10 protein-coding genes are annotated in these 12,623 nt (G+C 68.4%); 6 read left to right on the forward strand and 4 right to left on the reverse strand.

What is annotated here, in order from left to right:
* Positions 1-294 precede the first annotated feature (294 nt).
* Positions 295-2,556 (reverse strand): GumC family protein, encoded by a 2,262-nt coding sequence (locus tag AZOLI_RS16270; RefSeq protein WP_014188257.1) that lies wholly within the window; start codon positions 2,554-2,556, stop codon positions 295-297.
* Positions 2,557-2,655: 99 nt separating this feature from the next.
* The gene (locus tag AZOLI_RS16275) at positions 2,656-3,480 is read right to left on the reverse strand and encodes a WecB/TagA/CpsF family glycosyltransferase (RefSeq protein WP_014188258.1); all 825 of its coding nucleotides are present in this window, start codon (positions 3,478-3,480) and stop codon (positions 2,656-2,658) included.
* A gap of 416 nt (positions 3,481-3,896) precedes the next feature.
* On the opposite strand from AZOLI_RS16275, the gene AZOLI_RS16280 reads away from it, so the two are divergent.
* Positions 3,897-6,185 (forward strand): helicase-related protein, encoded by a 2,289-nt coding sequence (locus AZOLI_RS16280; RefSeq protein WP_014188259.1) that lies wholly within the window; start codon positions 3,897-3,899, stop codon positions 6,183-6,185.
* Between the two features lie 137 nt (positions 6,186-6,322).
* Here the strand turns inward: AZOLI_RS16280 and gpmA are convergent, their stop codons facing one another.
* Positions 6,323-7,084 carry a 2,3-diphosphoglycerate-dependent phosphoglycerate mutase gene (gene gpmA, locus AZOLI_RS16285; protein WP_014188260.1) on the reverse strand — a complete coding sequence of 254 codons (762 nt, stop codon included), beginning with the start codon at positions 7,082-7,084 and terminating at the stop codon, positions 6,323-6,325.
* On the opposite strand from gpmA, the gene AZOLI_RS33295 reads away from it, so the two are divergent.
* The 5 genes from AZOLI_RS33295 to AZOLI_RS16305 all read left to right on the forward strand — a co-directional run bounded on the left by AZOLI_RS33295 (position 7,083) and on the right by AZOLI_RS16305 (position 12,339).
* A complete protein-coding gene (locus tag AZOLI_RS33295; protein ID WP_244442564.1) occupies positions 7,083-7,787 on the forward strand; it encodes a MarR family transcriptional regulator in 705 nt (234 codons plus the stop codon). The two genes, gpmA and AZOLI_RS33295, sit on opposite strands and share 2 nt — an antisense overlap.
* 19 nt (positions 7,788-7,806) lie before the next feature.
* A complete protein-coding gene (locus AZOLI_RS16295; RefSeq protein ID WP_014188262.1) occupies positions 7,807-8,151 on the forward strand; it encodes a hypothetical protein in 345 nt (114 codons plus the stop codon).
* A 65-nt stretch (positions 8,152-8,216) separates the two neighbouring features.
* A complete protein-coding gene (locus tag AZOLI_RS32555; protein WP_162488233.1) occupies positions 8,217-8,543 on the forward strand; it encodes a hypothetical protein in 327 nt (108 codons plus the stop codon).
* A gap of 165 nt (positions 8,544-8,708) precedes the next feature.
* Entirely contained in the window at positions 8,709-10,982 is a 2,274-nt protein-coding gene (locus tag AZOLI_RS16300) for a hybrid sensor histidine kinase/response regulator (protein ID WP_014188263.1), read from the forward strand.
* Between the two features lie 61 nt (positions 10,983-11,043).
* Positions 11,044-12,339, forward strand: a complete 1,296-nt coding sequence (locus AZOLI_RS16305; protein ID WP_014188264.1) for a pentapeptide repeat-containing protein — start codon at positions 11,044-11,046, stop codon at positions 12,337-12,339.
* Positions 12,340-12,356: 17 nt separating this feature from the next.
* Here AZOLI_RS16305 and AZOLI_RS16310 read toward each other — a convergent pair whose 3' ends face one another.
* Entirely contained in the window at positions 12,357-12,575 is a 219-nt protein-coding gene (locus tag AZOLI_RS16310) for a hypothetical protein (RefSeq protein ID WP_014188265.1), read from the reverse strand.
* Positions 12,576-12,623: the final 48 nt, after the last annotated feature.

A 12,623-nucleotide genomic window follows, 5' to 3' on the forward strand; every position in this document is an offset into this window, starting at 1 on the left:
GGACAACGACATACGGGAAACCGAGCGACGTTGCGCTTCGTATGCCCTTCTCCCCCTGTGGGAGAAGGGTTGGGATGAGGGGGGCGGCGGCCGCAGGCCGGAGGGAATCAATGGGTTTGCGACCCCTCACCCCAACCCCTCTCCCACAAGGGGAGAGGGGCTTATTCAGCGAACGAAGTCCAAATGCGATTGTCTGCGGTCATGAAGAGACCCCTCCCTCCGGGTGCCGCAGCATCCGGAGGGAAAGGGCCTCGGGGGTCGAAGGAGCTTCAGGTCGCCCGCTCTACGGGCCGCTTACGGGGCGGTCCGCAGGGTGGTGTCGCCATAGTATTTCCGGGTCGCCATGTAGCTGTTGTAGGGACCCTGGTAGCCGCGCGACGCCGCCTTCTTCAGGTTCACGTCGGTCATGACCGCGACGAACTTGGAGTGGTCGATCGGACCCAGGTCGGCGACCGCCTGCAGGTCGCTGGCCGTGGTGTGGCCCCAGCGGCTGACGAACAGCACCTTGGAGGCGGCGCCGCAGACGATGCGGGCATCCGACACGGCCAGCGCCGGGGCGGTGTCGAACACCACCAGATCGAAGTGCGGCGACAGGCCGGCCATCAGGTGGATCAGGCCGTCGACGTTGAAGCGGTCCAGCGTCTCCGGCATCAGGCGGCCGGCCGGGATCATTGCGTAGGGCGCCTGGTCGCTGCTGTGCACGATCTCGTCGAGGGTGGCGGTGCCGGCGATCCAGTCCGACAGGCCCTTCTTGGCCGACAGGTTGAACAGGCCATCGATGCGCGAGCGGCGGAAGTCGGTGTCGACCACCACCACCCGGCGGCCGGCCTGGGCCGCGACCTGGGCGACGGCGAGGCTCATCGAGGTCTTGCCGTCCTGCGGGCGGGCCGAGGTGACGGCGATGGAGCCGACCGGACCCAGATCCGACAGGTGGTTGCGGAACAGGGCGCGCATCGATTCAGAGAACAGCGAGAAGGGATGGTTCTGGAAGATCTGGTCCAGGCGGCCGCGGGTGCCGCGGGTGGAGTGGTGCGGGACGATGTGGACCGTGCCGACGCCCAGGATGCGGCGGACGGCGTCCGGGGTGCGGATGCGGCGCTGGAACAGCTCGATGCCGAAGACGATGAAGACGGCGACGGCGAGCGAGGCGACGAAGCCGGCCAGCAGCAGAAGCACGCGGAACGGACCCGACGGCTCATGCGGGACCTGCGGCGCCGACACCAGCTTGACGGCCGTCGGGAAGGCGCGGTTGTCCTGCTGGGCCAGCACCTCTTCCAGACGGCCGAGCAGGCTGTCCAGCAGCTGGCGCTTGGCCTGGGCCTCGGCCTCCAGCGTGCGCAGCGGCACCGCTTCCACGGCCATGGTCTGATAGCCGGATTCCAGCTTGGCGATCATGCCCTTCAGGGCGTTTTCCTGCTCGATGGCGACGTTGGCCGCCTCGCGGACGCCGGCGATCTCGTGGCGGACCTCCTGCTGAAGCGAGGAGTTGGCCTCGTTCAGGCGGGCCTGCAGTTCCTGGATGCGCGGGTGCTTCGGACCGTACTGGCGCGACAGTTGGGCCAGCTCGGTGGAGATCGAGGCAACGGTGGCGCGCAGCTGGGCCACGACCGGGGAGGCGAGGCTGCCGCCGTTGCCGGAGCTGCGCTCCAGCGTCTGGGCCTGGGCGACGGCGCGGGCGCGGAGAGCCGCGGCCTCGGCAAGGCGCAGGCGGGCCTGTTCCAGCTCGGTGGTGGCCATCAGGCCATTGGTGCCGTTCTTGACCAGACCGGCCTTGAAGCGCACGGCATCGACCTTGGTGTCGGCCTCCGCCACTTCCCGGCGCAGGGTGGCGATGCGGTCTTCCAGCCAGGCGACGGCGCTGGTGGACAGGTCGCGGTCCATCTGCTGGCGGGTTTCCATGTAGCGGCGGACGACGGTGTCCACCACCTTCTGGGCGATTTCCGGTTCGCGGGCGGTGTAGCGGACCTGGATCACGCGCGACCGGCCGACGACGCCGACCTCAAGGTTGCGGCGGACACGGTCGAGAACGCCGTCGATGCTGTCGGCGGCGCGCGTCTCGCGCAGCTGGGTGTCCTTGGTCATGTCGTCGCCGTGGGCCAGCACCGCCTGGACGACGCCCGGCAGTTCGGGGCCGAACACGGCATGGGCCTGCTCGCGCGTCCAGGCGGTGGCGCGCTCGACGAAGGGCTTCGTCTCGTCGGCCTGGACCGGCGGGTTGAACTCCTGGTTCGTCGCCAGATTCAGGTCGGCGACGGCCTGGCTCAGCACGGCGGTGGATTTCAGTATTTCGATCTCGCTGAGGATCGCGCCGTCTTCCGGCGTGATGGAGTTCAGCGCCTGATCTTCCGCCCGGACGACGCGGACCTGACGGTTGTCGACCAGCAGAAGGGCTTCGGAGGTGTATTTGTCCTTCATCAGCGAGACGGCGAAGGCCGACAGGGCCGTCAGCGCCAGCACGATGACGACGATCAGCGTCTTGTGCGCCGCCAGCACCCGCAGGATGAACCGGAAGTCGGGACCCATCGCCGGCGCCGGGCCGTCGAACTCGCGCGGCATGTGGTGGCCGACCTGGGTTGGCCACGCCGGAGCCGGCGGCCCACCGTGGCTTCCAGGGCCATGGCCTCCGTTATTGATCTGGGGAAGGTTTTCCACGTCTCAAAGCTCCTTCTGGATGGGCGACCGCCGGATCGCTGACGGAGGGATCCGGGTGGATGCGGGCGCTGCGGCGCCCGTTTCGCGGGTGCGGAGGGAGGCGGCACGACGAAGGCGAAGGGTGCTCCAGCCGAAGCCGAAGGCACCGATGCAATAGCGGCGGAACAGGCGGCGCGGCTCCTGCGCCAGCCGGAAGGCCCATTCCATGCCGGAACGCTGGACCGCTTCCGGGGCGCGCTTGAAGCGGCCGGCCAGGAAATCGACGATGGCGCCGCCGTTGACGATCAGCACCGGGTGGTCCAGCGCGCGTTTCAGCTCCGCCGCGACCTGTTCCTGCCTGGGCATGCCCATGGCGAGCAGGATCACGTCGGGGCGGGTGGCCCGCGCCTGGGCGATGTAATGCTCCACCGGGTGGAAGCCGTGCTGCAGGTCGGCGTAGCGGTGCGGCGTGGCGGCCTCCAGAACGACGCGGGCGCGGTCCAGCCACGGGGTGGCGGTGCCGTAGATCGCGACGCTGCGGGGGGTGAGCGATTTCAGCAGCAGCGGGATGAAGTCTGTGCCGTTCATGTTCAGCCCGGCCGGCATGCCGAGAACCGGCAGGACCGCCTGCAGCCCGATCCCGTCGCGCAGCAGGACGTCCGAGGCGGCGAAGGCGGCCAACGCCTCGTCCGACGCCATGCAGACGTTCAGCCCGTGCGCGTTCAGGAAGGACAGCACCGTCGGACGGTCCGCCGCGCCCAGCCGGTCGACCAGGATCCGGCGCTCGCCGTCGTTCGAAATGCACCGCATGCGCTCGATCAGTTCCAGGACCTCACGAGGATTCGGCATGCGCATCTCCCAATGAAAATTAATCGGAGCAAAGAGTTGATCGTTTCGCGCCGGACCCGGTTGCCGGTCCGGTCCGGTCCGGCCGGTTCGGCGGCCGGCGGCGGCTAACCCGTTGGGGTCGGACCACCAAACCTGCGTGGCTCTATGTGGCCGGTGCTCCCCCCTTTTCGCACGGGCGAGATCGGCGAAACGGCGACGGATTCGAATTAGCCCGGCCTTGCTCCCTTCGGGGGATTCGGCTTGCCGAATCGGCCGGTCAGACCCATAAAGAGAGACCCCGGCCATAAAGAGAGACCCCGGCGCTCTATGGCTGTTGTCTGGGGCAGATCCATCCCCGTCCTGCCGGACTGGCCGCCCGGCCGATGTGCCTCGCCGAAGCGCTTGCATGACCGGGGCAATTCCAAGAAAAGACGTTCATGACCGACGACACTTCCGACAACGCCCGCTCGGGCCGTACGCCCGGCACTGCCGATGAATTCGACCGCCGCGACGCCCTGCGCGCGGTGGCTGCCGTTGTGCGCGGCGACGGGATCGAGGTGGATGCCGACAGCACCCCGGCGCGCTGGTCGGTCGCGGTCAACCACGTCGTCCAGATCCCCGGCACCGACCGGAAGCTGAAGCTGCGTTTCAAGGTCGCGCTCGGCCCCCTGCCGGACATCGAGGCCGACTTGTGGGGCCTGCTGACCATCGACGAGGGGTTCGGCCGGCCGCAGGCCAAGGCGCTGGGCAAGCGGGTCAAGGGCGCCTGCCTGTCCTCCCCCGCCATCGCCAAGGCGAAGGACCGCGTCGACGGCTGGTTCGCGTCGATGGGGCAGCGGGCGTCGGGCTTCGGCGAGTCCTGGCGGCCGAAGGGCTTCGCCGACGAGCTGGGCCGCGTCGTCGGCTTCGGCGGCCGGATCCCGCGCCTGCAGACCCTGCTGGATGCGATGGAGGAGGCGTTTTCCACCGCAGCATCCCGCGCCGGCATGAAGGTGCGGCGGGAGCGGTTGGAGAATGCGTCCGGCATGGGCGTCTATCTCGACAGCTTCGCCACCGCCCGCGCGATGATCCGCAAGCTGCGGCTTTATGTCGGCCCGACCAATTCGGGCAAGACCCATGCAGCGATGGACCGGCTGGCCGAGGCGGAGAGCGGCTGCTATCTGGCGCCCCTGCGTTTGCTGGCGCTGGAAGGGCAGGAGGCGCTGGAAACGCGCGGCCGGCCCTGCAGCCTCGTCACCGGCGAGGAGCGCGATGTGCGGCCGGGCGCCGCCTTCACCTCCTCCACCATCGAGATGGTGAACACGTCGAAGGTTTGGGGCGCCTGCGTCATCGACGAGATCCAGATGATCGGCGATCCCGACCGCGGCTGGGCCTGGACCCAGGCGGTGGCCGGCGTTGCCGCTCCGGAAATCCTGATGACCGGCTCCGCCGATGCCATCCCCTACGTCAAGCGTCTGGCCGACGCGATGGGCGAGGAACTGGAGGTCATCGAATTCACCCGCAAGTCGCCGCTGCGCGTCCAGGAGGAGCGGGTTAAGCTGGAGGAGGTGAAGCCGGGCGACGCGCTGATCGCCTTCTCGCGCAAGGACGTGATGGCGCTCCGCCACGACCTGCTGGGCCGCAACCACAATGTCGCGGTGATCTACGGCGCCCTGTCGCCGGAGGTTCGCCGGGCTGAGGCGCGCCGCTTCCGCGAGGGCACCGCCGACGTTCTGGTGGCGACCGACGCCATCGGCATGGGGTTGAACCTGCCGGTTGCCCGCGTCGTGCTGTCCACCACCCGCAAATATGACGGGCGGGAGGAGCGCGAGCTGACCGCGTCGGAAATCCGCCAGATCGGCGGGCGCGCCGGCCGCTTCGGCATGCATGAGGAAGGCCGTGTCGCCGTGCTGGACGGCGAGAACATCAACCCGGTGCGCCGGGCGCTGACCTCGCCGCCGGTGCCGCCGGAAGACCCGCGCTCGTGGATTTCGCCCAACCTCAGCCATGTCGAGGCCATCGCGCAGGAGCTGGACACCGACAGCCTCGCCAAGGTCCTGCGCACGGCGGGTCAGGAGCTGCTGCGCGCCAACCAGACCTTCCGCATGACCGACCTGGAGCAGCGCATCCAGGCGGCGTCCGCGGTGGACCGCGCCAAGCTGCCGCTGGCCCAGCGCGACATGCTGGCCCGCTGCCCGATCGACACCCGCGACCAGAACAACCTGCGCCTTCTCGGCGGCTGGGCGGTCAATCAGGGCAGGGGCATTCCCAACGCCGCCCCCGACGCGGCCGAGCGGTTCCGCCACAGCGTCGGCACCGACGTGGAGCTGGAGAAGGCCGAGCGTGCGGTGAAGGAGCTGACCGCCTATGCGTGGCTGGCCTATCGCTTCCCCGACGCCTATCCCGAGATGGATTTGTGCCAGGAGCGCCGGGCGCATCTGAACGCCTTCATCGAGCGGACGCTCGCCGAGCGCTCGCTCGCCCGTGCCTGTCCGGTCTGCGGCACGCGGCTGAAGGCCAACCACCGCTTCCGCGTCTGCGACAACTGCTACAGCAGCCGTGTCGAGGAACGCCGCGGCGGCCCTCGCCGCGGTGGACCGGAACGCGGCAACGGCGAGAAGGCCCCCGGCCACCCGCACCACTTCCACCATCCGGTGAAGGATGGCGGCCGGGGTGCTCCCCGAGTCGGCCGCGGCAGTCCCAAGCGAAGAAGCGGAGTTCCCTCTCCCCCCCGGGGAGAGGGTTAGGGTGAGGGGGACGCGCGGCGGCCCTCCATCAAGAATCCACGCAGTGTCTCCCCCTCTCCCCGCTATCGGCGGACCAGAGGTCCGCCTGTCGCGTCAGCGCAAACAAAGTTTGCGCGAGAGCAGGGGGGAGAGGGAGATTACGCTGCCGCGCTGCTGCTCCCGCCGGTCCCTTCCCGGGTCGGCCAAGTGATCTCCTCCACCGCTCCGTTCTCGCCCAGGAAGTAGCGGCGCAGCGGCGTCAGGTCGGCGCCCAGTTCATAGACCAGGGGGCGGCTGGTGGGGATCTCGAACAGCGGGATGTCCCGGTCGGCAACGTTGTCCAGATGCTTGACCAGCCCGCGCAGGCTGTTGCCGTGCGCCGACACCAGCACGCGGGCGCCCAGCCGCAGCGCCGGGCTGATCGCCTCGCTCCAGAAGGGAACGACGCGGGCGGTGGTGTCCTTCAGGCTTTCGCCGCGCGGCAGGTTCGACCGCGCCAGTCCGGCATAGCGGCGGTCGGCGACGGCGGAGCGCGGGTCGTCCGGCTCGATCGGTGGCGGCGGGATGTCCCAGCTGCGCCGCCACTGGAACACCTGCTCGGCCCCGTGGCGTTCCGCCGTCTCCGCCTTGTTCAATCCCTGCAACGTGCCGTAATGCCGTTCGTTCAGGCGCCAATGCTTGTGCACCGGCAGCCACAGCCGGTCCATGTCGCGCAGGACGAGGTGCAGCGTCTCGATGGCGCGGCTCAGCACCGAGGTGAAGGCGACGTCGACGTCGATGCCGGCGGCCTTCAGCAATTCCGCCGCCTGACGGGTCTCGGCGACGCCACGGTCGGTCAGCCCGACGTCGGTCCATCCGGTGAAGCGGTCCTCGGCATTCCAGACGCTCTGGCCATGGCGCAGCAGGATCAGTCGGTGCATGGCGGTTCTCCCTTGCTACGGCGGGCGGCTCGGCCGGCATGTTCGGGGGCGTGCCGCGGCCGGACGCATCCGGTTTGAAACAGGTCCGCAACCTGCGGGTTCCCGCGGCGGATCGCCGCAGCGGTTCGGCTGCGGGCGGCCAAAACGGGGTCCGTTTCAGTCCGATTTCATGATTGCTTCCGGAGACACCAATTATGTCAGCCACGAAATGATGGCGACATACTCGCACAATAATCGTGCGGTAGCGTCTGTGCTGTTGAAATTGCCGGCCCGGCCGGCCCCTGCGGAAGGATTAAGGACGATGGCGGAACCGGATGCCGGAACGCAGCTCTCCTCGCGCCGCACAGCGGGCCTGCCGGGTTCGCCCACGCTTTCCGATTATCGCACCAGCAACCTGACAACCTTGCGTACCGAGGCCACGATGCTGCATCATCATGACGTCATCTCCAGAGCTGTGTCGACCGATCGAGAGATCACTCTGGAGGCGCTTCGTGTGTTCACTTATCTGAGCCGGAGGCTCCATTTCGATCGCTCCGTTCCGGTGCTCCAGTCCGAACTGGCTGATGCGCTGGGCATGCAGCGGCCCAATGTGAACCGGGCCATCAAGCTGCTGGAAACCAAGCAGATCCTTCTGCGGGAATCCAAACTGGGGCGCGCGATCACGTTCCGGCTGAATCCGGGACTGGAGGGCGGCCGGGCCTGAGTGTTTGGTCAGGGATGGAATGATTGTAGAGACCCGTGAACTGTTCTTCACAAATTCCGCCCTGAAGAAAGCCATCGCCTGGTATCAGAAGGCCCCCAACCAGACGGACCTGCCGCTGGGCGTCGTCACCTCGGTGGCGCCCAAGCCCGACGGCGGACTGTCGGTACAAATCCAGCAGAGCGGCGCCTCCAAATCGCGGGAGGTCCTGTTCACGCCCAGCAAGACGCTGGCGCTGCTTTTGCTGTTCTGTCGCCGCCAGAAGGTTCCCATTCCCCGCGACGCCGGGAAGGAGCTTGAGACGGCCGACGACGGATTGATCCTGATCGTGCGTGGCGAAACCACAACAAGCGCCCCGCCGCCCTGAACCGCAATCGTACCGAACCGTGATCGTCCCGGTTCACATCCCCCCGACCGGATTCCCGACCGGACATGGCCTGCCCCTGTCGTAAGCCGCCGCGCATCCAGCGCGTGCGGCTATTTTTTCGTGTTCTCCCATATGAAGTCTTTAAGGCTTCGCTGAAGACAAGGCTGAACTGGCAACGCATTCACCCAATGGGTGTGTCGATTATGATGAATGTCATAGTCGCCAAGGTGGATCGCGCTGCATTTATTCGTGTGATATTGTTCCCCGGTGCGGTAGAGCTAAGCTGTTGTACCGAAAGAATTCGCCCATTGGGCGATGCTCTGCCGGTTTGGCGATCGATCATTCGGGAGATCGGAAGCTTCACCTTGTCGGGATCGGTTTTCTTCAAATGAACCTTTGACTGTCGGCTCCAGTCGGATCGCAGCCTGCCCACATCATTGTCGAGGACCGCTCCCTGATGACTTTCACGCCCCCGAAGCCGTTGCTGCCGATGCAGCGCCGGCAGGCTCCGCCGGTCCTGCCGGCGCCGGCCTGACCGGGTCGGGTCATCGCATCGCATGTCCGACCTCCGCATGCCATCTCCCGACGATGCCGCCGACAGCCGGTGGCGTTCTTCCACGCTTCTGCACCGGATCGCCGCTTCTCCCCGTGCGCTGTTGACCGTCCTGTGCACGATGCTTGCCCTGCTGGGTACAGTGTCCTGGGCCGCCGTCACGGTGCTGGATTTGCGGGACACGCTGGAACGCTCCGAGCAGGAGGCGCGGCAGGCCGCGGTCCTGTTCGACAGTCATGCGCGCGGCGTGCTGGAATCGAGCGTCAATCTGCTGGAGCGCGTCGCCGGCCGCATGGATGGCCGCGGCATCGGGAGCTGGGCCGAGCGCAGCCTTGCCGAAGCGATGGCGGTGGAACGATTCGGCCGCATGACCCTGATCGGTGCCGACGGGTCGGTGCAGTTCGGACCGTCCGTCGCCTTTGCCGAGCCGGAGACCGCCGACGGGCTGTCGCTGCTGGTCCGTCCCCGGCCGCCGGGAGAGGAGCATGCGATCCAGCCGGCCGCCGGCTACATGGCCGGCCAGCCCTCCATTCTCCTTGCCCGCCGCATCCACGGCGTGACGGGCGCTCTCGACGGCGCGCTGCTGGTCGCCGTGCCGGTATCGGCCCTGGCACCGGTGCTGAATGCCTTCGCCGACCATACGCAGCGTCTGGTCGGGCTGTACCGTCCGGACGGCTTGCGGCTCGCCGGCGCCGGTGTCGAATCGCTCGGGATACTGCCGCGGCTGGAACCGGGTGGGGAGCGGGTGGAGGCGGAGTGGACGGTCGGTGGGGAGCGGACGGTCCTCGGGCTGAAGCGGATGATGCGTCTGCCGGTCCTCTCGGCGGTGGCGATCCCGCGGCCAGCCGTGCTGGCGCCGTGGTATGCCCGGCTGGAGCGCGGTCTGGTGGTGATCGTCGCCGGTGTCGCGGCGCTCGCCGGATTGTCCCTGCTGGGGGTGGCCAGTCTGCGGCGCGAGACCGCCGCCCGCCAAGCTCTGACCGAGGCGAACGTCCAACTGGAACTGGCGAACGCCCAACTCGAACAGCGCGTGGAGGAACGCACGTCAGCCCTCAGCTCCGCCAATCTGAAGTTGAGCCGGGCGCTGGAGGAGAAGGAGCGGGCGAATCAGGCCAAGGGCCGCTTCCTGTCGGCCGCGAACCATGATTTACGCCAGCCTTTCCAGGCCTTACGGCTGTTTCATCATATTTTGATGGAACGTCTGGCCGATCCACGCGACCGCAGCATCGCCGAGAAGATGGGCGAGGCGCTGGATGCCGGGGAAAAGCTCCTGCACGCCCTGCTGGAGGTGGCGACGCTCGATGCCGGCGTGGTGCGGCCGCAGCTGGCCGACGTTCCGGTGTCCGCCGTGCTCGATGATCTGGTCGCCGAGTTCCGCGGGATGGCCACGGAAAAGGGGCTGGTCCTGCGTGCGATGCCGGCGCGCATGGTGATCCGCACCGACCGGACGCTGTTGACCCGCATGCTTGGCGATCTGGTGCGCAATGCCATCCGCTTCACCGACGCCGGGCGGGTCACCATCGGTTGCCGGCACCGGGGACGATGGCTGCGCATCGAGGTGTGGGACACCGGCGCCGGCATCCCGGCCGAACAGTTGGACAACATCTTCGAGGACTTCGTGCAGCTCGGCAATCCGGAGCGCGACCGCCGGCAGGGCCTCGGCCTCGGCCTCGCCAAGGTGCGGCGCAAGGCGGCGCTGCTGGGCCATGCGGTGGAGGTGCGGTCGCTTCCCGGCCGCGGTTCCGTCTTCGCCGTCAATGTGCCGGTGGTTGGAACCGAGCGGCTGCAGGCGCCGGTGACGGTGCAGGACGCCGCCCCGGCCGAAGCCGGCGACCGGCTGATCCTGGTGGTGGAGGATGACCCGGTCCAGCGCGACGCCGTGCGCCTGCTGCTGGAAAGCTGGGGGCACCGGGTGATCGAGGCGGTCGACGGCGAGGCGGCGCTCGCCCTGTTCGCGGGGTGCGCCGGCGAGGTGCCCGATATGCCGAAGCCGGACATGATCGTCAGCGACTTCCGTCTTCCCGGACGCTTCACCGGCGTACAGACGGTGACGAAGGTCGGCGAACGGCTGGGCCGCGCCGTGCCGGGCCTGATCCTGACCGGCGATACCGCGCCGGAGCGCATCCGCGATGCGGTGGCGACCGGCTGCCGCCTGCTGCACAAGCCGGTGACACCGGACGATCTGCACGACGCCATCGCCGCCACCCTGTCGGAACGGTCGTCCGCCCGCCCGGTGGACGGCGGCGAAGCGACGCTGGAAAACCAGTCGGTGGCCTGAATTAACCCTTTCTGAAGCCGGGTGCTGCCAGACTGCTGCCGGAAAGGGAGTTCATGGGGCCATGGTGCAGAATCGCACGCTCAAGCGTCTCGACCAGACGCAGCTCGACCAGGCGGTGCGGCGGCACGAGATGTTCCGCAATGCCCGGGTTGGCGGTGCGCGGGCCAACCTGTCCTTCTGCGATCTGTCCGGGCTCGATCTGTCGGGCCGCGACCTTGCCCATGCCGACTTCGTCGGCGTCAGCCTGCGCGGCGCCAACCTGGCGGGGGCGCGGCTGGACTGCGCCTCCTTCTTCGTCGCCGATTTGCGGCAGGCGAATTTCGACGGCGCCAGCCTGATCAAGGCCGATCTGCGCGGCGCCTGCCTGCGCGGCGCCATCCTGGTGGGCGCCAACCTGTTCGAGGCGGATCTGCGCGACGGCTCTTTGGCCGAAAAGGACCGGTCCGGCCATCTGCATATGGTGCAGATCGACTCCAGCCCGGCGGAAGCCGACGGAGCCGACCTGTCCGGCGCCAACCTGACCAACGCCCGGATGTCGGGCATCATGGCCATCCACACCGACTTCTCCGATGCGGTGATGCGCGGCTGCAAGCTGGTGCGGGCCACCATGCGCGGTGCCAACTTCACCGGATCCAACATGGAGGGGGCCGACCTGTCCGGCGCCGACCTGCGCGGCGCCTGCCTGCGCGGGGCGGTGCTGACCGGTGCCACCATGGTGATGGCCGACCTGACCGACGCCGACATGGAGGAGGCGCTGACCGACCAGCCGGTCGGCCGCGTGGTGGCGGAGTTGGGGCGGTCGTTGGAGGAACTGCTGGCCGACCATATGGCCTGGGTGGGGTCGAGCGGGGCGCAGGGCGCGATGCTCGACCTGTCGGGCTTCGACCTGCGCCATGCGCCGTCGCTGGCCCACATGTGCCTGACCATGCTGCGGGCGCAGGGGGCGACACTCTACGGGTTGGACCTGTCGGGGGTTCAGTTGCAGGCGGCGGTGCTGGACAAGGCGGACATGCGCGGTGCCAGCCTTGCCGATGGCGATTTGCGCGGCATCAGCCTGCGCCACGCGAAGCTGAACAACGCCAACCTGCGCAACGTCAACCTGCGTCCCCTGGTGTTCGACGAGCAGCGCTCCCGCCCCGCCGACCTGTCGGGAGCCAAGCTGCGCTATGCCGATCTCAGCGGCGCCTGCCTGCGTTCGGTCAATCTGGGCAACGCCGATCTGTCCTTCGCCAACCTGCGCGGCTGCGACCTCGCCCGGACCGACCTGACCGGTGCCAAGCTGTTCGGCGCCAAGCTGGAGCGCCGCTCCCTGGCCGAGGGGGCGATCCTCGACGGCGTGGCGGGGCTGAAGCTGTAGGCAGGCCGCGCGCGGCGTCAGGCCTCTGCGCGCGGCACCTTCCGGGCCAGCCGGCGCAGCTCCAACGCGGCGCGGTCGGCGACGCGCTGCGCTTCCACCAGGATGCCGGTGAGATCGCCGACCTCCGGCGCGATCTCCCCCGCCGCATCGGACATCGCGTCCAGTTCCGCCGCCGCCTTCTCGATCAGTCCGGTCACCACGCCGGCCGGTCCGGCGGCGCTGTCGAATCCAGCCATGGGAACATCCATTTTCAAAATGTGGTCTTTGGCGAGTGTGTCGCATTC

It is taken from the genome of Azospirillum lipoferum 4B (assembly GCF_000283655.1).
GTDB classification, from domain to species: Bacteria; Pseudomonadota; Alphaproteobacteria; order Azospirillales; family Azospirillaceae; genus Azospirillum; species Azospirillum lipoferum_C.